At 72.7% G+C, this 20221-nt stretch carries 25 protein-coding genes, 1 tRNA gene and 1 pseudogene; 2 read left to right on the top strand and 25 right to left on the bottom strand.

Going from position 1 to position 20221, the window contains the following annotated elements; genetic code table 11:
• Positions 1-42: 42 nt before the first annotated feature.
• From A6V29_RS10560 to A6V29_RS10490, 16 genes are all read right to left on the bottom strand, one after another.
• A complete protein-coding gene (locus tag A6V29_RS10560) occupies positions 43-855 on the bottom strand; it encodes a helix-turn-helix domain-containing protein (protein WP_137160244.1) in 813 nt (270 codons plus the stop codon).
• Complete coding sequence (locus A6V29_RS10555) at positions 852-1181, bottom strand: hypothetical protein (RefSeq protein ID WP_137160243.1); 330 nt, start codon at positions 1179-1181, stop codon at positions 852-854. The genes A6V29_RS10560 and A6V29_RS10555 overlap by 4 nt, the downstream gene beginning before the upstream one ends.
• A 205-nt stretch (positions 1182-1386) precedes the next feature.
• Positions 1387-2505, bottom strand: a complete 1119-nt coding sequence (locus tag A6V29_RS10550) for a hypothetical protein (protein WP_137160242.1) — start codon at positions 2503-2505, stop codon at positions 1387-1389.
• Positions 2502-3941 (bottom strand): ParB/RepB/Spo0J family partition protein, encoded by a 1440-nt coding sequence (locus A6V29_RS10545; RefSeq protein ID WP_137160241.1) that lies wholly within the window; start codon positions 3939-3941, stop codon positions 2502-2504. Before A6V29_RS10545 ends, A6V29_RS10550 begins: the two co-directional genes overlap by 4 nt.
• Positions 3938-4591, bottom strand: a complete 654-nt coding sequence (locus tag A6V29_RS10540; protein ID WP_137160240.1) for a 3'-5' exoribonuclease domain-containing protein — start codon at positions 4589-4591, stop codon at positions 3938-3940. The genes A6V29_RS10545 and A6V29_RS10540 overlap by 4 nt, the downstream gene beginning before the upstream one ends.
• Positions 4588-4887, bottom strand: a complete 300-nt coding sequence (locus tag A6V29_RS10535; RefSeq protein WP_137160239.1) for a hypothetical protein — start codon at positions 4885-4887, stop codon at positions 4588-4590. Before A6V29_RS10535 ends, A6V29_RS10540 begins: the two co-directional genes overlap by 4 nt.
• Positions 4884-5213: a hypothetical protein gene (locus A6V29_RS10530; RefSeq protein ID WP_137160238.1), complete on the bottom strand. Its 330-nt coding sequence runs from the start codon at positions 5211-5213 to the stop codon at positions 4884-4886. The genes A6V29_RS10535 and A6V29_RS10530 overlap by 4 nt, the downstream gene beginning before the upstream one ends.
• A 62-nt stretch (positions 5214-5275) precedes the next feature.
• Positions 5276-5863 carry a hypothetical protein gene (locus A6V29_RS10525; protein ID WP_137160237.1) on the bottom strand — a complete coding sequence of 196 codons (588 nt, stop codon included), beginning with the start codon at positions 5861-5863 and terminating at the stop codon, positions 5276-5278.
• Positions 5860-6138, bottom strand: coding sequence for a hypothetical protein (locus A6V29_RS10520; RefSeq protein ID WP_137160236.1), 279 nt, complete (start codon positions 6136-6138; stop codon positions 5860-5862). Before A6V29_RS10520 ends, A6V29_RS10525 begins: the two co-directional genes overlap by 4 nt.
• A gap of 5 nt (positions 6139-6143) precedes the next feature.
• Positions 6144-6428: a hypothetical protein gene (locus tag A6V29_RS10515; RefSeq protein WP_137160235.1), complete on the bottom strand. Its 285-nt coding sequence runs from the start codon at positions 6426-6428 to the stop codon at positions 6144-6146.
• A complete protein-coding gene (locus tag A6V29_RS10510; protein WP_137160234.1) occupies positions 6425-6835 on the bottom strand; it encodes a hypothetical protein in 411 nt (136 codons plus the stop codon). The genes A6V29_RS10515 and A6V29_RS10510 overlap by 4 nt, the downstream gene beginning before the upstream one ends.
• Entirely contained in the window at positions 6832-7218 is a 387-nt protein-coding gene (locus A6V29_RS10505; protein ID WP_137160233.1) for a hypothetical protein, read from the bottom strand. The genes A6V29_RS10510 and A6V29_RS10505 overlap by 4 nt, the downstream gene beginning before the upstream one ends.
• On the bottom strand, positions 7218-7514 hold the full coding sequence (locus tag A6V29_RS10500) for a hypothetical protein (protein ID WP_137160232.1): 297 nt from the start codon (positions 7512-7514) through the stop codon (positions 7218-7220). Before A6V29_RS10500 ends, A6V29_RS10505 begins: the two co-directional genes overlap by 1 nt.
• Positions 7515-7803: 289 nt before the next feature.
• On the bottom strand, positions 7804-7947 hold the full coding sequence (locus tag A6V29_RS20900) for a hypothetical protein (protein WP_170977821.1): 144 nt from the start codon (positions 7945-7947) through the stop codon (positions 7804-7806).
• The gene (locus A6V29_RS10495) at positions 7944-8183 is read right to left on the bottom strand and encodes a hypothetical protein (protein ID WP_137160231.1); all 240 of its coding nucleotides are present in this window, start codon (positions 8181-8183) and stop codon (positions 7944-7946) included. The genes A6V29_RS20900 and A6V29_RS10495 overlap by 4 nt, the downstream gene beginning before the upstream one ends.
• Before the next feature lie 87 nt (positions 8184-8270).
• Positions 8271-8570 carry a helix-turn-helix domain-containing protein gene (locus tag A6V29_RS10490; RefSeq protein WP_137160230.1) on the bottom strand — a complete coding sequence of 100 codons (300 nt, stop codon included), beginning with the start codon at positions 8568-8570 and terminating at the stop codon, positions 8271-8273.
• An 81-nt stretch (positions 8571-8651) separates the two neighbouring features.
• On the opposite strand from A6V29_RS10490, the gene A6V29_RS22155 reads away from it, so the two are divergent.
• Positions 8652-8969, top strand: a complete 318-nt coding sequence (locus tag A6V29_RS22155) for a helix-turn-helix domain-containing protein (protein ID WP_137160273.1) — start codon at positions 8652-8654, stop codon at positions 8967-8969.
• Here the strand turns inward: A6V29_RS22155 and A6V29_RS10480 are convergent.
• The 6 genes from A6V29_RS10480 to A6V29_RS10455 form a co-directional block, all read right to left on the bottom strand.
• Positions 8931-9003 (bottom strand) — tRNA-Lys (locus tag A6V29_RS10480). The genes A6V29_RS22155 and A6V29_RS10480 overlap by 39 nt on opposite strands.
• 207 nt (positions 9004-9210) lie before the next feature.
• The gene (locus A6V29_RS10475) at positions 9211-10488 is read right to left on the bottom strand and encodes a 5-methylcytosine restriction system specificity protein McrC (protein ID WP_137160229.1); all 1278 of its coding nucleotides are present in this window, start codon (positions 10486-10488) and stop codon (positions 9211-9213) included.
• A 1-nt stretch (position 10489) separates the two neighbouring features.
• Positions 10490-11614, bottom strand: a complete 1125-nt coding sequence (locus A6V29_RS10470; protein ID WP_137160228.1) for an AAA family ATPase — start codon at positions 11612-11614, stop codon at positions 10490-10492.
• A complete protein-coding gene (locus A6V29_RS10465; RefSeq protein ID WP_137160227.1) occupies positions 11601-12239 on the bottom strand; it encodes a hypothetical protein in 639 nt (212 codons plus the stop codon). The genes A6V29_RS10470 and A6V29_RS10465 overlap by 14 nt, the downstream gene beginning before the upstream one ends.
• Before the next feature lie 10 nt (positions 12240-12249).
• Positions 12250-14424 (bottom strand): Eco57I restriction-modification methylase domain-containing protein, encoded by a 2175-nt coding sequence (locus A6V29_RS10460; protein ID WP_137160226.1) that lies wholly within the window; start codon positions 14422-14424, stop codon positions 12250-12252.
• Entirely contained in the window at positions 14421-15470 is a 1050-nt protein-coding gene (locus A6V29_RS10455) for a DNA adenine methylase (RefSeq protein WP_137160225.1), read from the bottom strand. Before A6V29_RS10455 ends, A6V29_RS10460 begins: the two co-directional genes overlap by 4 nt.
• A gap of 686 nt (positions 15471-16156) precedes the next feature.
• Here A6V29_RS10455 and A6V29_RS10450 point away from each other — a divergent pair.
• A complete protein-coding gene (locus A6V29_RS10450; protein WP_137160224.1) occupies positions 16157-16567 on the top strand; it encodes a hypothetical protein in 411 nt (136 codons plus the stop codon).
• 83 nt (positions 16568-16650) lie between these two features.
• Here the strand turns inward: A6V29_RS10450 and A6V29_RS10445 are convergent, their stop codons facing one another.
• From A6V29_RS10445 to A6V29_RS10435, 3 genes and pseudogenes are all read right to left on the bottom strand, one after another.
• Complete coding sequence (locus A6V29_RS10445) at positions 16651-17859, bottom strand: site-specific integrase (RefSeq protein ID WP_137160223.1); 1209 nt, start codon at positions 17857-17859, stop codon at positions 16651-16653.
• A gap of 183 nt (positions 17860-18042) precedes the next feature.
• Positions 18043-19968: a hypothetical protein gene (locus tag A6V29_RS10440; RefSeq protein ID WP_137160222.1), complete on the bottom strand. Its 1926-nt coding sequence runs from the start codon at positions 19966-19968 to the stop codon at positions 18043-18045.
• A 41-nt stretch (positions 19969-20009) separates the two neighbouring features.
• Positions 20010-20221: pseudogene (locus A6V29_RS10435) on the bottom strand (IS110 family transposase); the annotation flags it as partial.

Raw genomic sequence — 20221 nt, 5'->3', positions numbered from 1 at the left:
ACACGGGGGGCCGTCGCGGTCGGGGGACGGGGACGGCCACGATCAGCCGGCCCGGGCGCGGAGGGCGGGGAGCTGGCTGGCCAGGACGACGAGCTGCCTGGCGGGGCGGCCGACGACGACGTCGGGGTGGCAGGCGTGGCAGCGGGCCGTGCCGCCGCTGTCGGTGCGCCAGCGGGTGGGCTCGTAGCAGGCCGGGTCGCCGCACCAGGGCAGCGCGTCACGGTCTCGCTCGACCCGTTCGACCTGGGCGGCCGCCGCTTCGGCGGCGGCCAGGAGCTCGCGGTGCTCGGCGGCACGCGGGTTGGTGCCGCAGCGGCGGCAACCGCTGGTCCTTCCGTGATCGCACTTCGCCCCCCGGCGTGCCGGGGGGTTGGGGGGAGTTCTTGGACGTTCAGGACGTTCAGGTGACACAGCTGTGTCACCCCCCCGGTGACGGAGCTGTGTCACCCCCTCCGTCAGATTGACGGGTGTCAGATTGACACCCCCCTGTGAGGGGTTCTCCACAGCTCCGGCCAGGTTGTCCCCAGCGGTGACCGCCTGCTCCTGGTCGGTGACGGCGTGCTCGTCGCAGCCGCAGCCCTCCGCGGCGACAGCGGTCATCAGGACCCGGTAGCGGTGCGTGCCGCCGCGGCCGGCGCCGCGGCTCACCTCGACGCAGCCGCCCTTCACCAGGCGCTCGATGCCGCGCTGCACCGTGCGGTCGGAGGTCTGCGTCTTGCGCGCCAGCGTGGCCACCGACGGCCAGGCGTTGTCGCCGTCGTCGTCGGCGTTGTCGGCGATCGCGAGCAGGAGCAGGCGGTCGCCGCCGCCGGTCTTGGAGTGCTCCCACACCCAGCTGGAGACCTTGACGCTCATGCCGGCCACCTGACGACGTGCTCGTCGTTGTAGGCGGCGTGCGCGGCCCGGCACGGCGGGCAGGTGGTCTCGCCGCGGTCGATGTGCTGCCGGTAGCCGCGCTCGCTGCCGTGCTCGCGAGGAAGCTCACGGGTCTTCTTCGGCCGGGGCCCGGGGCCAGCGGCGAGCACCGCGGCCGCGGCACGGTTGACGCCGAGAGCAGTGAGCCGGCCGAGCTCGGACGCATCGCCGGCAGCGAGCTGCCCATGGGGCATGTCGGGCAGGGGGACCTGTCCTTCGACCCACTCGATGCGCTCGAGCTCGTCACCGCGAGGAACGGACGGCACGGGAGATCTCCTAGGGGTAGAGCTGAACGGAGTCAGGGCGTGGGCGGCGGTGTCGGCCGCAGGGCTTGTGCTCGCGGACGACGCGGACCCGCTTGGCGTCCGGGCAGGCGCCGGGCCCGTGGTCGAGGCCGCACCGGCAGGGTGGGGACGCCCAGACGAGGACGTAGCGGCGGCGACACTCGGGGCAGAGGCCGACCTGCACGGCTCACGCATCCCGGTGCCTGGCCATGGCCGACAGCAGCTTGTCGACGGCCTTGACGACGATCTGCGCCTTCGCCCGCACCGCGGGGTGCCGGTGCTCGAGCGCGACAGCGAGCAGGTCCACGTGCGCGGGCGGGGGGACCTGCTCGCCGGTGTCGACCGTGATCTCGTCCGCGGCTGTCTCCTCGACGGCATCGGTGCGCGCGACGTAGGACTTGCTGTCGGGGTCCCACACCCACCCGTCGAGGAGCTCCCGCTCCCAGTCGGCCAGCGGTAGGTCCGACCCGACCGGTGGGGGCGGGGTGACGGTCGGCCGGAACTTCCCCGGCCCGTCGAGCTCAGCGACGTACGACGGGTGCCCGTGCTTCTCGCGCAGGGTCTGCTCGATCGCGACGTGCTGCGCGTAGATCGACCCGTCGCGGTCGACGCGCGGAGCCATCTCGTCGACCCGGGCGCGGTAGGCCTGCTGGGTGCAAGCCCGGCTGCAGTACTTCGTGTCCGCCCGGCGGCCGGGGCAGGGGTTGCCGCACCGCTCGCAGGTCCGTTGGCCGGCGGCGGGGGGCTCGGCCGGTGCGTCCGACGCGCCGAGCTCCCCGCCTTCTCCGGGGTGGGAGCGGGACGGGCTTACCTGCGGCTGGGCGTCGGGCCCCGCGTATCCGTGACCGGGCTCCTCAGAGTCCGGTGCCGTCCCTGCAGCGTCGACGTCCGCCGGCGCTGTCCCTTCAGTGGAGGTCCGCGGCCGCGAGGCCGCCGCCGTGTAGGCGCCGCCCACGACGTACGTGTCGCCGTCGAGCGTGACGGACGCCCGGGCCTCCGCGGCCAGCGTGCGCGCGGCCAACGAGTCAACGGGCCGCGGGCCCGGCCGCTGGTGGCCGGGGGGCGAGGGGCGGTCGGTGCGGCGGCGCTGGGGCTGAGGGCGCATCCGGAGCGGGAGTCGGCCCGAGCCGTCCAGCGGCCAGCCGCGCTGCGCCACGACGGTCAGGACGTCGCGGCGGGTCCAGCCGCCCGTGACGCCCTGCTCGCAGACGTAGTCCTGGCTGTACCCGGCGACGAAGAGCTCGACGATCCGGTCCACGCGCTGGTTGCGGGCCACCTGCTCCGGGCTGGCCTGGCGCGGGCTCACTGGTCCGCTCCGTCCACGAGCTGCTGCTCGACGTCGGACAGCTCGTAGCCCTGGCCGGCGAGGAACCGCAGCCAGCGGGCGGCGGCGTGCCGGCGGTCGTCGCGCCAGCGCCAGGCGTCGCGGGTGATCCGGCCCTCGTGGGCGGCCGCGACGTGCGCGAGCAGCTGCAGGGGCAGCCGGGCGTCGACGACATGCTGGCCGCTGGTGAGCGTGCCGGGCTTCGCCGTGGCGCGCCAGGTGGAGCGAGAGAGGCCGAGCTCGGCCGCGGCGTCGTCGACGTCCTGGCCGCCCTGCCCACCGAGCCACTCCGCGAGGAGAGGCCGGTCGGTGGCGAGAGCCTCCACGGCGAACCGCAGCACCTCCTTGGGCGCCTTGGGGCGAGCGAGGTACTCGCGGACCCAGGTGCGGCGGGTGGTGTTCGCCGCGGCCATCGTCCGGTTGTTCTCGACGACAGCGCGGCGCTCGTCACGCTGCCGCTCGAGCTCCTCGTCCGACATCGAGGTGCCCGGCGAGCCGGCGGGGTCCCGGTTCCACCGTGCGGTGTGGCCGTTGCCGGCCGGGTCGGCGCACAGCTCGACGTCATGCGTCCTGACGCCGTCCGCGACGCTGTAGGCGCTGACGCGGACGACGGAGCCAGGGCAGGCGCGGTGCTGCTCGGGGTCGATGCTGGCGCCGGCGTGCAGCAGGTCGTCGAGCCTCTCGCCGTCCTCGTCGCTGTCGACGACGCGGCGGCCCATGGCCTCGAGCTCCGCTCGGCGAGCGGCGATCGCCTCCGCTTCGGCGCGCTGCTGCTCGGCTCGGGTGACGGCGTGAGCGAACCGGCCCGGGCCAAGCCCTGCGGCGGCCACGAGCTGCTCGACGACGGTGGTGTCGCCCTCGAAGCGGGCGACCACGGCCGCCTGGTCGAGGGTGAGACCGGCGTGCTCCACGGCGGACGCGGCGTCGGGTGCGAGGCGGGCGACGCCGGTGGCCTTGAGGACGCGGGTTCGCTCGAGGCCGGTGCGCGCGGCCACGACGTCGACGTCGGCGCCGAGGTCGAGCATCGTCTGCACGCCGCGGGCTTCCTCGACGGCGGTGAGCTCGGCGCGCTGGAGGTTCTCGGCGAGCATCGCGCCGACGTGCTCGGCCTGGACGTGGTCGGCCTCGGCGTCGACGGACAGGTCGCGGCGGATGACGCACGGCACCTGGTCCAGGCCGGCAGCGATGGCCGCGGCTGCGCGTCGGTGTCCGGCGACCAGCTGGTAGCCGCCGTGCTCGAGCTGGACGACGGTCAGCGGCTCGATGACGCCCTGCTCGGCGATCGAGGCGGTGAGGCCCGACAGGTCACCGAGGTCCTGGCGGACGTTCCGCGGGTGCGGGGCGAGGTCGTGCGGGTCGAGCAGGGCGGCGTCCAGGCGAACGGCGTCGCGCCACTGCGACGCGGGCAGGGCGCTCATGCCGGCACCCCGGCGCCGACGAGGGCGTCGAACCAGCGGGCGGCCCAGCGGGCGTCACCGAGAGCGGTGTGCCGCTCCTCCGCGGTTGGCGGGGCTACGCCGAGCTCCTCGGCCATCTGCTCCGATTTCATGGGCAGAGCGCGGGCGGTGTGCAGCGAGTCGTCGTTGCCGTAGTCCTGCATCTGCTGCAGCTGGCCCCAGGTGGCCGCCTTGAGGTCGACGATCGCGTAGTGCCAGGGCTCGGGGGCGAGGCAGTGCCGGCTGAACATGGCGGACAGCACGGCGGCGTCGAAGTGGACGCCGACGCCGATGAGCACGGCCCCAGCGAGGACTTCGTGGACGCGGCGGGCGATGGCCCACTCGGCGGCGCGGGCCAGCCGGACGTCGCTGTCGCCGTAGGCGTCGTACAACCAGTTCGCCGCGCCGATCAAGTCGCCGCGCTGCCACCATCCGCCGACTTCGAGCGCCGACTGGTTGGTGCCCGGCGGCAGGATGAAGGGCGAGTAGGCGACATGCCAGACGTACTCGGTCTCCTCGTACACGTCGGCGTCGGAACAGTCCCGCCGAACAGCCGCGATCTCCCACGGGCGGGCCAGCGGGCCCAGCGCGGTGGTCTCGCAGTCGACGAAGACGATCGGACGGTCGGTCATCGTGAGCCTCCGGGGCGGTTGCGGCGGCGGCGAGCGGCCAGCTCGTCGCGCGGCTTGCGGGGTCGGGCGGGGCAGCTGGCGAAGTGCGGCATCCCGCGGTGCTCGAACGGCGCCAGCGGGCGGTCCTTGGAGATGACGCGGGCCCAGATCCGGCCGGTGTGGTCGGTGCGGACGGCGACGTTCGCGGTGGTGTCCTCGCGCGGGTAGCGGGCCGGGTCCAGGGGCATCCGCTGCCCGGCCTCGGTCCAGGCCCAGATGATGTCGGCGCCGCAGCCGCGGCACAGGCCGGTGCTCACGAGTACTGCACCTGGCTGGCGGGCTGGCGCCACAGGACCCGGCAGTGCGCGATGAGCAGCAGCCATCCGGGCTGGGCGGCCAGCCAGGTGGCGCGGGCGCGGGACAGGTGGGCGTCGGGCACGTCGGCGAGGATCGGGTCGGTGAAGGCCTGGTCGACGTCGTCGGCGGTGAAGAACGCCCGCACGATCACGGGGCCGCAGCGAGTCGGGCCGGCTGCGCGGCCGAGTAGGATCTCCAGCTGGCGGGCGCCCTGGCTCATCCACTCCGGCGGCACCGTGGAGAACGCGACCTGGCGGCGTGTGTGGCCGCCGGAAGGGCGGGCCACGACAGCGAGGCGCCTACGCGCGGGAGCGGGCGCCCACGCGCCGAAGTCGTGCGGCCGGCCGGTCATGCCCGCCTCGCCTGCGGGTCGACTCGGGAGCCCGGCGCCGGCGGGTCGAGCAGGAACATCCGCCACTCCGTGCTGTAGCCGCCGGGGGTGAGCCGGTTCAGCAACCGCGCGAGGGTCGTCTGCTCGATGGCGGCGACGTGGCCGGAGTTCTGCGCGTACTGGGCGGCGCGGGTGCGCGGCCGCGGCGCCGCCGGGTGCGTCGCCGGCTTGGAGACGGTGAGCTCCACGATCGCGGCCGCGGTGCCGTCCAGGCGAGCGCGCCGGCGGATCCGCTCGAGGTCGTCGATGCACCGCTGCGCGACGAGGCGGGCCTCCCGGTCATGCACGGCGGCGAGCTCGGTGGCGTCGGGGCGCAGCGCGTCCACCTGCGCCGGCGGGAGCGAACCGACGCAGCGGGCGCACACGCGCAGCGGAGGTGCCTCGTCGACCTGCTCGAGCACCCGAGCATCGGCCGGCATCCGCCAGCCGCACCGGGCGCGCTCCGAGGTGGCGTACAGGTGTGCGACCTGGAAGCGGCCGATGACCAGGCGGCGGCCGGGGAGCCGCCGCAGGACCGTGGCCGCCGGGACCAGGGGGGCGCTCACGCCGACCACCGCCTACGGGCGAGAGCGAAGGCGCGGCGCAGTCGGCGCCGGGGCGAGGTGGACACTGGTGCCCAGCAGCGCGGCGGCTCGGCCAGGGCGCGCCGCCGGCTTTCCATCTCGTCGGCGGCGGCCATCACCTTCGTCCAGGCATCAACCGGCAGCAGCATGTCGACTGCAGCGCGGGCCCGCAGCGAGGCGGCCGCGAGAGCGTAGGCATCGCGCTGACCGCCCACGTAGCCGTCGAACCAGCCGCAGTCCCGATGGGCGCACGTCATCGTGGTCACTGCGGCCCCCGGCAGCGCTTGCCGAGCAGGCGGGGCTCGTAGGCCTTCTCGCAGCGGTAGCAGCCGAGGCCGGCGATCGACACCGACTCGGCGTCCAGGAGCGCGCTCTCGTCGCCGGCGGCGACCGCCGCGACCTTCTCCGGGCTGATGCGGTGCGCGACCGCCACGATCCAGAGGTGCTCCTCGGCCTTCTCCGCGAAGACCGCGTCCTGCTCAAACCGCTCGGCCGCGCGGCGAATCCGGTCGGCAGGGAGGTGCTGCATCGTGCCGTCGTTGATCACCGGGGGCTCCTCGTCTGCTCAGCGAGCCGCTGCAGGGCGGCCGCGTAGTTGACCGGTGCCGCCGGCTTCCACCAGGGGCAGGAGCCGCACCAGCACAGGGAGGGTGGGCAGTACCGGCCGACGCCGCGCGGGTCGCAGGCGGTCGGGTGGCCGGCGGACCCGCCGACGCTGCAGCCGCACGTGCGCGTCGCCGGGACGACGACCGTGCAGGTGCTCGGCGCGCAGCGGGGGACGTGTCGGCGCAGCGCGCGGGCCTCCTCGACGGTCAGCTCCGCGGTCGAGGCCAGGAACCGGCCGACGTGCGCTGAGGCGTGGGTCAGCCTGGAGCCCCGGTCGTGGCCGGCGGCGCCGTAGGTGATCGCCAGCGCCGACAGCAGGCCGTGGTCAGCCAGAGCTGGGGCGGTCACGGCGTCCACTCCTCGCGGAAGCCCGGCCGGTCCTGGAAGGCGGCGACCAGGGCGTCGATGGCCGCGGCCGCGGCCGGGTCGTGGAACGGCCGGCGGGTCGGCTGTCCGTGGGCGTGGGCCTCGTAGGTGACGGCCTCGACGACGGCGATCAGCGCGCTGGTGGTGGCGGTGAGACGCGCCGCGGCGCGGTCCGGCAGCTGGGCGGGGTCGCGGAAGTGGATGGCCACCAGGTCGCCGCGGAGGGTGTGCAGCAGCCAGTCGGCCGGAGTCACGCGGGGCGGCGGCATGGTCTGCCGGCGAGCAGCGCGGACGCGGGTGACACGGCCGCAGGCGCACGACCCGCCGAGGGGCGCCTTGTGGATGGCGCCGGCGCAGGGGGCCATCACGCCACCACCGGGGCGCGTCGGCGGCGGACACCGAGGGTGGCGAGGGCCATGATCCATGGCCCCCGGTCGGCCGGCGCCTGCTCGGCGCCGGGGCCGTCCAGCCACGCGCCGACGTCGCGGGCGATGGCCTGCTGAGCGGTGGCCGGCAGGTCGTTCCGGTTGGCCTGCAGGGCGCGCAGCACCACCAGCGGCGCAGGGGATCCCGACGCCTGCCGGGTGAGGGCGTAGCGGACGGCGTACACGAGCAGAGCGGGATCGCCGCGCCACGTCGGAGCGTCGATCTGCCCGCCCATCAGCGCGCGCCCCGGTGGTAGGGCGACGGGAGGTGCCGGCCGGCGTGCCCGGGTGACAGGACGCAGAGGAGACGGTCGGCGACGTAGGGCCCGCGGAGCGGTGTGGCCCAGCCCGAGCAGCGTGGCGCAGAGGGGCGAGTCCCGGCGGCCAGACGGACAGTGCATCCGTCTGGCCGCGCGGGCGCGCTCGGAACGGTCCCCGGGGAAAGGGGGACCGTGCCGACGTCGGTGGGGCTCGTCGCGACCCTGGCTCGGGTCGGGAGCAGCCGGACGTAGACCGCTGGGGAGATCACGGCTGCACCTCGGTGGCGTCGTCGCGGGAGGGCGAGGGGTCGGCGAGCAGCCGCTCCAGCCACGGCGGGTCGATCCAGAGGAGGACGAAGCCCGCGGCGGCGACGGCCATGCCACCGAGCGCCATCCCGAGCGCCATCACGCCGTCACCGGGCCCGTGCCGCGGTTGACGTCGGCCAGGAAGCGGGCTCGGGCCGCGGCGACGCGCGCCGCCTTCGCGCGCTCGGTGCGGGTCTCGCGGCGCCCGACGGCGCGCAGTTGCCCGGGGTGCGCTTCCCGGTATCCGGCCACGATCCTGGCGGGTCGCTTCGCCTTGGCGTCGAGCGGCCGCGGACGGTGACGTCCGGGTCCGGAGTGGTGGGCGTGGGCCTGGTGCATGGGTAGGCTCCTCTGTTGACGGTGCCCTCCTCGCGCTGCCGGGAAGCGATGCGAGGGGGGCGCTGCTGTGTGGCGGGGTCGAACCGGTCAGCTGGCCGGGGGCGCGCCTGGAGGGCTGGCGGGCGAGGGTGCCCGCAGTAGGTACTCCGGGGTGACGCCGAGGACGGCGGCGATGCGCTCGAGCTCGTCGACGTCGATGGCGATCGCGCCGCGCTGCTGCCGGCCGATCCGCCGGCCCAGGTAGAAGGGCGTGACACCGATGGCGGTGGCGAGGTCCTGCGCGGTCATCCCGTGGCGAGCGAGCTCGGCGCGCACGTTGGCGGCGACCGTGGAGGCGAGACCGGAGGCGTCCATCGGCTGGGTGTCCCTCGACTGAGCGAATGTCACGACCGTCAAGTTAGTGGCTCTGCCACTAATGCGCGAGTCCCTATCGCGTTCGGCGTGTCGCTACCGCTATCGTTCAGCGCTATGGCGACACAGACGATCGCTCAGCCACTGACCTACTCCGAGGCCGTGGCGGCGGAGGTACGTGCAGCGCTCGCCCGTCGAGGGATGAGCGGGTCGGCTCTTGCGCGCAGGGTCGGCGTCAACCAGACCTATATCAGCGTGCGGTTGCGCGGGGTCATGTCCATGGACATGCACGACCTGGAGCTCATCGCCGGCGCTCTCGGGTGCGACCCGGTCGATCTGCTGCCACGCGGATGGGTGAAGCCGTCACCCCAGCCGCCGGCCGGTGGTGACACTGGGTGGGCCCCGACGGGATCGAACCGTCAACCCGCGGATTAAAAGTCCGCTGCTCTGCCGATTGAGCTAGAGGCCCGGCGGGTGCAGAAATCCCTCCAGGTGACGCACCACACAACGCGTGAGACAACTGGGGGCGGCTGCGGCCCGCTGCGAGGCTAGCGCGCCGCTCACCGCGAACAGGAAACCGATGGGCCACCTACCCGGTGGTGCTCGGCCTCGAGTCCCTTCGAGTCCACACGCTCGTCTGCGACGGCCGTTCGTCTGGCCATCTGCACCGACCGTCCTAGACGGTGTGCTCCTGCACAGCCGAAGAGAGCCTGCTCGCGAAGTGGCCGTAGCCGTCGGTGGCGCTGATACCGCGGCACTCCACGGCAAGCGCGACGATCCGCTCGGCTCCCACGTCCACCTGCTCGAACAACTCGACACTCCCGACGGGAAGGACGGGTCCGACGTCGGACGGTCGGGGGTAGAGCAGCACGGCACTCGTCGTCCCGGTGGCACGCATGAAGGCAAGGGTCTCGTAGATGTCGTCGGCCGCCATCGAGGGACGCGTGCCCTCACGGGTGCGGTACTTGGCATCAACGACGAGGACCGGCGTGCCATTCACGACGATCACGACGTCCGGTGTGACGTCGAGCGGGCTCGTCGACCGATCTCCGAGCCGATACGGCTGCTGGCCGAGCACCTCGGCAGGCATTCCGGTGCGCAACGCCGCCTCGACTAGCGCCTGCCATGTCTCCCAAGTCCGCAGCACGAACCCGGGCGTCAGCAGGTGCTCCTCCTGGAACTGAACCCCGAACCCGCGCAGCACCTGCAGGGACAGGTCGTAGGCGACTTGCCACTGCCGGTATCGGCTGGGAAGACGAACCGGGCGCAGCGACGTCACCGGCGGCTGATGGCCGATCGCCTGCCCAACGCGCAGCAGCTGCCGCCGTGTCTCGGAGTCGCGGACCTCGGGCAGCAACGCCCGCACCGCGCCGGCGAGCACCGCGTTGTGCTCGTTGTCGCGCCGCAGTTGCAGGACGCGTTGCGGCCAGCCGTCCGGGGGCGGAACGAACAGGTCGATCGGATCCACGTCCCCCTCGTAGGCGAACTCCTGTACCTCCCGGGTCCGGTACGAGCGGACCGGACGCCGGTGGCTCTCCCAGAACAGCTGTACGAGTGTCTGGCCTACCAGGGTGGCGAGGTCGCCGCGGCGACCATGGCCAGCGCGAATGTGCTCACGCGGCAGCACCCGGCCGGTGCGGGAGAACACCGCCAGCAGGAAGAAGTCCTCCTGCCAGCCGGGATCGTCCGGGTCAAGGAACTTCGGCGCGATCTGCAGTTCCAGGTCGGGTGACAGTCGCACGAGCCCGGCGATGCCGTCGACCCGCAATGAGCCCGACGCGCTCACCATGAACGGGCTGCTGCGGAGCCGCAAGAGCTCGCGCAGACGACGCGCAGCGGGGTCCAGCAGCGCGAGAACCTCGTCGTGGGGCACACCCAGCGCGGCCGCCGCGGACCGCACCACACCGGGCTCGTCGCGGGCCTCCCGAACGGTCAGCCGCTGAAGCGAGGCCACGTCAGGCCTGGGCGATCGCCCGGAGCGCGGCGAGCAGCGGATCGCCGGCGAGGTACTCCGGCCCGCGCAGGTGCACGACGGGCTGGCCGGCGAACGTGGTCTCGTCCAGCTGGTACGGGCTGGCCCCACGATCCGCGGCGAGCACGTCGGCGACTCCCCGGGTGTCCCCGAAGAAGACCTCGTCCACGTGCTGGCGCACCAACCGCCAGACGCGGGCGGCGTACATGACGGCCTCGGGCAGCGGCTGCGGCGGAGCGTCGAGGATCAGCACTCCGTGGCCAAGCTGGTACTCGGGCCCGCGGCCCAGGCTGATCTTCTCGTTGACCCGCCGCCAAGCCGCGATGAGCAGGCTGTACACCTCTGCAGCCGACGACGGCGTCCCCGCCGGCACGTCCGCGGCGTGCACGCCGAAGTGCCGATGCAGAACTGCCTCGTCGGGGGTGAGCCGGAACGGGGTGAAGCGACGCAGGAACGCGACGTCTAGGGCCTCCACCGACGTGTCGACCTGGTTCATCGCCGCGACGATGTACAGGTGCTTCGGCAGCGCGTAGGAGATCTGATGGCCCTGCTCGTCGAGGATGTCGAAGTACGCCGTCCGGTTCGTCGGGCTGCCAGCGTCATCCAACCGCTTGTCGCCGTCGAGCGCGACGATCGACGGGCCGAACACCGCGACCGCCGGCCCGCGGTTGATCTCGTCGATGAGCAGCAACGCGGCGCCGTCCGGAGCGAGCGCGTGCTCGCTGGCCCGGTACAGGCTCCCCTCCGTCACCTCGAACCGGAGCACATCAGAGTCCGGATCGACCCGGGGAACGATGCCGCGGAGGAGGTCGCGCTGCTTGGAGCCGGAGTGCATGGGCATCGGGAACACCTCCCGCGTCCCGCGTGACGGGCTGGGCAGGTAAGGCGGCGGCGGGCCGCCCGTGGTGGCCGGGATCGCGATCCTGCTGGTTCGGACGTAGGCCGGGCCACCGGTCTGGTGTCGGAAGCCACGTGCTACCTCGCCGAGCAGCCGTGACTTTCCCGTGCCGGGCGGGCCGCTGATGAGGACGTTGTGGTTCAGGCGCAGCAGGTCGAGAACGTCCTGGGCGTCCTGCGGGACCGGCGCCGGCGGGTTAGCGGACGTCATGCGCGTAGTGGACGTTGTCCTGGAAGTCGATGTAGCCGGCCACGGCACGGTCACGACGCCGGTTCGGGTTATCCAGATGCTCGAGCATCCGCCGGGCAACCGCCGGCGCCCACTCCCCCGCTCGGAGTTCGTGCTCGTATGCGTAGTGCACGCGAAGCTCGCCCTGGTCGTTCTGGACGAACAGCACGAAGACCCGCGGCGGCCTGCCCTCCTCGTCCTTCATCGCCTCCCGCGCTTCCAGCAGCTGGCGGGTGGCCGGGGAGGCGTGCACCTTCGCGATGCGTCCCTCGCTAGGACGGGCGTCGGTCGGCGTCTCCCACACCATCTCTGCCTCGGTCGTCGTCTCCCCACCCGTCTCGGTCACCTCGTCCAGGTAGACCGGTCCCGTGCGCAGCGGCACATCGACCCGGCCGCCCTTTCGACGACGGTGCTCCTCACGCGAGAGCGGGAGAAGCCGGGCGAAGATCCCGTCGAACTCCTTGAACGGGAAACGCAGATCGCGAGCTCCGCCACCGCTGTCGCTGTCGTTGGACTTGGCCGCGAGCTTCCGGTAGTCGCCCTCGAGGAGCTCCTTGTAGACGAGCCTGCGTACCCCGACCGGCCTCTCCAGATCCCCGCTCGACACGTGCGACTCCCTACTTCGTCGGCTTGGCGTAGTCCGAAGGCACGTACGGCATCGCGCCCTGCGCCTGGGCACGGTCCGCCCGCACCCTCCAAGTACCAGCATCTTCTCCCAGTTCGGAGGCGAGAGCCGAAAGTGCAACGTCTCGGGTGACGGTGGACCTCTCCTCCCCGGGCAGCGGGGGCTGACCCCGGTCGAGCAACCGGAAGTCGTTGAGCACGATCTCGAGGTCGGCCAGGTCCAGGCCGAGGCTGCGGGCGGCGATGGCGTCGATCTCCGCCCGGTCCTGCCCCAACGCCCACAGATCGGCATCGCGCGCGCCCTCCGCCTGGCGCAGCCTGTCGGCCAGTTCGATGACGCGGAGGATCTCGTCGCGGGTCAGGGCCGGCAAGGGCAGCGACCGCAGCAGGAAGTAGTTCATGCTCGTCGTGACGACGCGGCGGGCGGCCCAATCGACCGGCAGGCTGTTCGCCAGCGCGACCCACAGCGTGGCCGCCTCCTCGGTGCTCAGGCCGTCGACGTCGAAGGTGAGCGTCGGCACCTTGTTGCCGCACACCACGCCGGCCGGGATCAGCGCGGCTAGCAGGGTGCGTTCGTTCGTCTGCCCCGTGACGTCACAGAACCCCGCGCGGACGTCGCCGGTGCGGGCCTCGAGGGCGGGGGTGAGCAACCGGCGCGGGTACCAGAACTGCGGCGCGACCGCGGCCGCTGCGAGGCGCAGCGGCTCCCAGACCGCGGCGCGACCGGTGCCGGAGCGGTACGCCTTCGCCCGAACGCGGTGCTGATGCACCATGCGACCTTCGACCAGCGGAAGCGCGCTCGACGAGGCGCGGCAGACGAAGTCGGCTTTGTCGTTCGTCATGTCAAGCTCGCGCAGGTAGCTGTGCCGCCAGCTGTCGTGGTCGAGGGTCACGCCCTGTTCGGACATCCGCGCGAAGATCCGCCACTCGTCGGCGGTCCGAACCTCCGGCACGGTGAGATCGGGCCGAAGCCGCCGGAGCTCGGTCCGGTCGATCTCCACGGCCGGCTGAGCGAGGACCCCCGCGCCGGTGCCGGCGGCGTGATGCAACGACAACGTCGAACCTGCATTCGCCTCGGTGAGCTGCGCGACGACGGCGAGGAACTTGAAGCGGGTGTCGATGGCGAAGAAGGAGGCGCGGTTCTCCAGCACCGTGAGCGACAGCGCCTCGGCGTGGTCGAGGAGGAACTCGCGCAGCGGCTGGGTGCCCTGGGAGCGGATCAGTCCAGCCGGCAGCAGCAAGCCGAGCTGGCCGTGGGGGCGGACGACGCGTGCGGCCAGCTCGAGGAACAGCTTGTACAGGTCGGCCTCGCCCTTGCCCTGCAGCCGGGAGCGGGCACCGAGCTCGTCGGCGTACGCCAGCATCCGCTGCCGGGCCTCGTCGTAGGCGGCATCGTCGTGTCCCGTGTAGTCCGAGCCGTAGTGCCGATCGATCCCGGCGGAGGTGAGCAGCTCGTGGCGGGTGACCTTGAGCTTCTCCCACGGCGGGTTGCCGATCGCAGCCGCGAAGCCGCCAGGTGCGAGCGCCTCCCATTCGGCGAGCGGGCGCGTGAGGCTGTCGCCGATCACGAGGCGCTCGTCCAGGGCCGACACGGCGTCGAGGTCGTCGACGGTGGCGGCGAGGGCCGCTCGGGTCGAGGCCAGCGCGTCGCCGTGCAGGTCCGCTCCGCACACGGCGTCACGGACGAACCGCGAGGCCGCTGCCCGGTCACCGTCGGCGACGTGCAGGGTCAGGGCCACCAGCAACATGCCGCTGCCGGCGGCGAGGTCGATCACCCGATCGCCGGTGCGGTAGGTGCGCGGCAGCTGAGCGGCCAGGTGCTGGGCGAGGCGGAAGTCGGTGTAGTAGGCGCCGGCGGTGCGCCGCGCTCCAGGATCGAGCTGGGGGTGCGCCAGCGCCGACAGTGCGAGCGGGACTGGGATGGGGAGCGCGTCGAGCAGGTGCAGCAGCTTGTCACCCCAGACGCGCACGTCGTCTGCGGGGACCTGGCCGGGACGGCTGAAGCGCTCCCGGTAGTCATCCAGGTCCCAGCCGGCGTAGCCGGCCGCCGTCGCCTCCAGCAGGTCGAGCCGGCCAACGGCGGGCGCGTCGAGGTCGGTGAGCGCCCGCGTGACGAGCGCCGCGGCGTCGGCGAGTAGGCGCTGCTCGTGGGTCCGGGGGCGGCTCACGCGGCGGCCTCCAGATGCGCGACCGGCTTGCGCAGGTCGAACAGATACTCGTTCACGTCAGAGCTGTGGGCGGCCGCGGCGCGGTTGGGCCGGTAGCGGCCGATCGCGCCCAGCCGGTGCACGGTTAGCTCCCCGTGCTCGGCCAGGACCGCCTCGAGGTCCGCGCGGCTCACGTGGCCCTGATTGCTGTAGCTGAGCAAGATGCGACCGGCACCGCATTCCTCGACGAGCCGGTCCAGCGCGGTGAGCGCGCGGCTGCGGTAGCAGAAGTCTGACGCGAGGTGCTTCCACGGACGCAGGCCGGTCACTCCGCCGACGTCCGGCTCGTCGCCCGCCGCGACGGTCTCGAGGATGTGGTAGTAGGCCGCGTACTGCCGCTTGGTGTACGGCGGATCGAAGTAGGCGACGTCCTCGGGCTGGTACTCAACGTCGAGCACGTCCCCGACACTGACCTCGAGCCGCAAGGTCTGCTCAGCGAGCTGTCGAGGCGCCATCCGCAACGGCCGCATCGCCGTGGCCGTCCAGTCCCGCAGGAAGCACCCGTAGGTGCCCGCGGTGTTGGCGACGTGGTTCACCGCGACCATCAGGTCGGCGAGGAGCAGTACATGCTCCAGCTCGGTGAGCTCACCGGCGCCGTACCAGGCGGCGATCTGAGCGCGAGCCGCGTCGATCCTGCGGGCGTTGGCGACGGTGAAGTACTTCCGCTCCACTCCCGCGGTCTCCACCGAGAGGGGGCTGTACTCGCGCGCGATGAATCCGACGGTGCCCCCGAGTCCGTTCAACGCCGCCACCGCGGCCTCGTACCCGCCGAGGCCCGAGAATCGGGCCTGGTCCCGGCTGACGAGCCGCGCAGTCGCGGTAATCGCGGCGCTGCGCAACGAGTCGTTGAGACGCACACCCCACCCGGCCTCGGCGGCGGCTACGGCGACCGAACCGGTCCCGCAGAACGCGTCGACGAACACACCCTCTGGCGTCCCCGGCGCTCCGAGCTCGTCGATGATCTCCGCCGCGACGCGCGCCTTCGAACCGATGTATCGCAGGCCCACCGCCACCTCCTTCGTCGACCCGTACCGTGCGCGGCGGCCTGCGAGCGGCAATCGACTGAACCCTACGGCCGGGCGGTCCGCCGGTCGGTCAGCCCGCGAACGTGTCGCGGCTGGGCTACGGGTCACATGCAGGGAGGTGGCCGAGCGGGGGTCCGGCCCAGCTTGGCGAATCTGCGAGGCAATCACGGCGTACCTGTACACGGCCGGGCCGACACAATCACGGCGGGTCCAGCCGCTACCCCCCGTCCTCGCACGCACCCCGTCACGCCCGTGAACCATGGCTCGCCCACATGCCTCGTACCGAGGCGCGCGGCCGCCAGCGAGACAGCGTTGCTACTGGACGCGCTCATACCCCGTCGTGTCCGCGGCGAGGGTCGCGGCGGTGCTGGTTCACCTCCTGTCGTGCCGATCTGACCCTCGCCGCGTGGCACGGCGGGTGCCCGCGCGTGATGTGCGGTCTGGAGTTGTCGAGGTGCGTGCGGTCGGCCGGTTGCCGCCAGGCTCCCGTTCCGCCGCGACGCACCGTGCGGCACCGCGCGGAACAGTCAGTCGCCTACTCCAATCACCAGTCTTACGAGCGATCACACGAGAACACATGCAACCTCTTGACACGCGGACTCGTATGGGAGCACGATGTGTTCACGAGAGATCGCCGGTGATCTCTATCGAAGGAAAGGAGACACGCGATGAACACGCAAGAACTTGCGGACGCCGCCCAGAAGATCGGTGAGGGTTGGCACGAGCTGGCGCAGGCGCTGGCTCGGTTGGGCGACCCCGAGGGCATCGAGCCCGAGGCGCCCGAGGCGGAGACCGAGCTCGACGTCTCGGGCAGCACCAACGAAGGAAGGCGTCGTCGGCAGGCGATCGTGCTGCACGCGCTTGAGCAGGCGGGCGGACGCATGCACAAGGACGCCTTCTACCGCATCGCACAGTCGGTCGGGTACGACAACCGCGGGCTGGCCGGCTTCTCGACCGTGCAGGCGAATCTCGTGCAGGTGGAGCACGGGGAGGGCGGCACGGACAGCGGATACCGCGTGCTGACCGACAAGGGCCGCCGCCGACTGGAGGTCAACCGCCACCTGCTGCCGCCGGAGTGAGGCCGGATCACAGCCGCAGTGCCACGAGTCCCCGCCACCTGACCGATGGGCGGGGATTCGTGTGCGTAGGGGCGCGCTGGCAGCTACCCGACCTCGACCGGGTCGAGGGCGATCTGGTGAAGGCAGTCGATGCCGTAGTCACGGCCGAGGACGCCGGCGGCCGCGCGCAGCCGGCCGGTGGTGTCGTAGGCGTGGCGGGCGGCCCAGTGGCGGATGGAGTTCGGGGCGACGTCATCGCCGGTGATGCCGGCGGCGTCGAGGACGCGGTTGAGGTTGCCGCTGATCGAGGCCTGCACGTCCTTGTGCTCGGGGTCCTTGCGACCGGTGTAGGCGACGGTGGCGCCGGCGGGCACGGCGGCGCGCTCGAGCCTGCGCAGCACGCGGGTGGCCTGTGCGCGCGCCCAGGGGGTGAGTGCGACGGTTCGCGGAGCGGCGTTGCGGGTGCCGACGAGGTGCACGTGGGTGGGCGCGGCCAGGTCGTCGAAGTCGGTGCCGCGCACGCAGGGGATCTCGCCGGTGCCGGCGCCGGCCTCGGCGAGCGCCCAGGAGACGGTGATCTGGTCGCGGCTGGCCGGGTTCCAGCCGGCGACGGTGAGCCGGCCGGCGACGATCTCGATCTCGGTGAGCGGGCGGTCGGGCAGCACGTCGGTCGGCTGCGGCTTCTTGCCGGCGCGGCGGGCCTTCGCGGCGCGGGTGCGCTGCAGGTCGGTGAGCCGGAACAGCTGCGCTGCGGGGATCTCTCCGGCGGGCCCGCGGCGGCACCGGGCGGTGGCCAGCCACGCGGGGCCCTCGCCGTCGTCCGCGCCGGCGGTGACGATGCCGAGGTGGTCGAGGGTGAGCCAGCTGACGATCAGCGTCATCCGCCGCCAGTGCTTGTGCTCGAGGGTCGGCTCGCCGTCGAACTTGCCGTTGACGAAGCGAGTGGCGCAGGCGGTATCCACGTCGCGCAGGTCGGTGACCTTGTTGACGGGCAGCCAGGCCGCGAAGCGGGTCAGCGTGGCGATCGCGGCGGCCCGACCGTCTTCGGTGGGGAACAGGCCAAGCTGGCGCCACACAGCGGGCAGGAGGGGCAGCAGGTCGGCGGGCGCCAGCGGCTGGTTGGGATCGCTGCGGTGGCCGGCGGCGGCGGTCATCGCCTGGGCGTAGCTGATGTCCCGCAGCGCGGGCAGGGGCTGTGCGGCAGAGGGCGCACCGGGACGGAGGCCGACCAGGGTGAAGGGGGCACGGGGTCGTGCTGCCGCCGTCGGGCGCAGGTCGTCGGTGGCGAGCGCACCGGGCAGAGCGGCGGTCATGATGGGGCCTCCTCGGGCTGGCCGGAGGCGGTCCCCGGCGGCGTCTTCAGCCTGTTTGAGAAGGGCCTGCTCGCGCGTCGGGCGCAGGCCCGGTTTCGGCGTCCCCCCATCGCCCTACACGACGGCCGCGGCCGGGGAGCCCTATGGCCTGTCCCCGGCCGCGGCCGTCGTGGGTTGTGCCGGTCAGGCGGCGGTGCGGACCGGCTTGCGGGTCTTCTTCGGCTTGTGCCCGGCCTCCAGGCCGGCGCCGAGGTGGTGGACGTAGGTCAGCGCGTTGTTCAGCAGCGCCCACGCCAGCCAGTCCAGCAGCTGGGCATGGGCGTCGAGGCTCTGTGCCCGGCCCTGGATGTAGAGGGTGGCGTTGTAGGCGGAGTTGGCGCCCTCGGCGTCGTTGCGGACGTCGAAGATGGCGTGGAACGCCTCGGCGTAGGCCTCCGGGAGTGCCCGCAGCAGCCGGCTGGGCTCGTTGGGGCGGCGGGCGGCGCCCAGCGCGGGGCGCAGCTCGATGCGGTGCGAGAAGTCGCCGTGCTCACAGGGCATGCGGTAGTCCAACCGCAGGTAGTACCCGGCGGTGTCACGCAGGCGTGAGGCGGCGAGCCGCTCGACGGGCTCCCGGGTGAGCTTCACGTTCTCCCCGGCGGCCGAGTCGAACTCCCACTCCCACAGCGCGGTGTCGTCGGCCACGAGCTGGTGCTCGCAGACCGTGCCGTCGGAACGCTTGTGCCGGGCCGGCGCGAGGTAGCTGTACTCGGTGGGCTTCTGCACCGCCTTGCCGGTCTTGGTGAAGTAGGTGCGCTGACCGACCGGGTCCCGGTGCTTCTGATCGGCCAGAACGGCACTCACCTCCCGCTGGTACTCCGCGGTGCGCAGCCGCGCCCTGTCCGACGACTTCTTGATCGGCTTGCCGTCGGCGTCGTGTGTGGCGATCTTCAGCTCGTCGAGGACGACGTCCGGCCGCCGGGTCGGGTTGGCCTTGCGGCCAGTGGCGCGGGCGCTGGTGTCGGCCTTCGGCGCCTTGTTGAACGCGACGATGCCGTAGCGGACGAGCAGCTCGTCGAGCGCCTCCCCGGTGAACAGTCCGTCGTAGACGAGAAAGTGCAGTGCGTCGCCGATCAGGCCGTGCACCTGCCGCACCGCCGGCAGCGCGACGTTGACCTCGGCGCCCGGGGCCATGCCGACGAAGAGCACGACCCGGCTGTCGGTCAGCTCGGGGTGGCGCCAGTACAGGCCGACCATGTTCAGCCCGTCACCGGTCTTGCCGTCGGCGGCGGTATCGGTGAAGACGCGCTGCACTCGCGGCTTGCCTTTCCTGGCCCGCGAGCCGTACAGCCGGGTCTCGGTGGTGCCGTCGGCGAAGATGTCGGTGAACTCGCGCACGCCGGAGTTGGACTTCTTCTGCGAGCCGTCCCCGTGGAGGGCGTTGAGCGGGTTCGGGTCCTGCAGGTCGATCTCCTCGTCGGGGAAGCCGCCCAAGGCGCGGACCAGCTCGACGGACACCACACCGAGGTGGTGGATGAGCTGCTGCAGCACCGTCGGCCTGTCCGGCTGGAAGATGCCGGTGTCGATCGGCTCGCCCTTGCGGTGCTTTGGCGCCAGGTACGTGTTCCTGTAGTACTCGTAGTTCGCCCAGGCCATCGGCTCCTCGCGCAGCCAAACCCCGGTCAGCTGGTGGTAGGCCATCCGGAAGCGCAGCCAGTTGAACGGGTAGCGCATCTCGGCGTCGACCTGCGTGCCGGAGCGGAAGACGCGCTCCAGGACCGCGTAGATCAGCATCAGCAGCGGCGGGTAGTCCATCTTCCGGCCGCCGGTGCCCGCCGCCGACTTCGGCTTCGGCAGCACCGGCGCGAAGGAGGCCAGGTCCGGCCACTGCAGCACCGCGCAGGCCACGTCGATGGCAGGTGCCGCTGCGCCGCGGATGCGCTCGCCGGCGCGCAGGTTGTCCATCGCCAGCAGTTCGGCGACCGACATGTTGAGGAGCGCGGCTACCTCGGCCGGGGCGGTGTCGTCGGCGAGGACCAGCCGGGCTACGGACCCTGGCGGATCGAGGGAGGCGGGGCAGGCGGCGTCGGCAGTGCGCGGCCTCGTCGCGGGCGGTGTCGAAGTACGCATCGTGAGGGTGCTCCAGGTCAGACATCCCATGGTCCTTGGCGTCAAGCCGCGGCCGTGGCGAGCCTGGGCCAGGCGGTGTCCTCGTCGTAGCGGGTCTTGGTCTTGAGGCAGCCGTGGAGGATGCCCACGAGCCGGTTGCCGAGCTGTCGGAGGGCGGCGTGGTGGGAGACGCCGCGGGCGCGGATGGTGTCGTAGTAGGCGCGGGCGCCGGGTGAGGCGGTGAGCGCGCAGAAGTGAATCGTCCTGGGGTGGG

It is taken from the genome of Blastococcus sp. CCUG 61487, from assembly GCF_005222955.1.
In the GTDB taxonomy this organism is placed as follows: domain Bacteria; phylum Actinomycetota; class Actinomycetes; order Mycobacteriales; family Geodermatophilaceae; genus Blastococcus.
The sequence above is the reverse complement of the archived record's forward strand: the minus strand, read 5'-3'. Positions and strand labels throughout refer to the sequence as shown.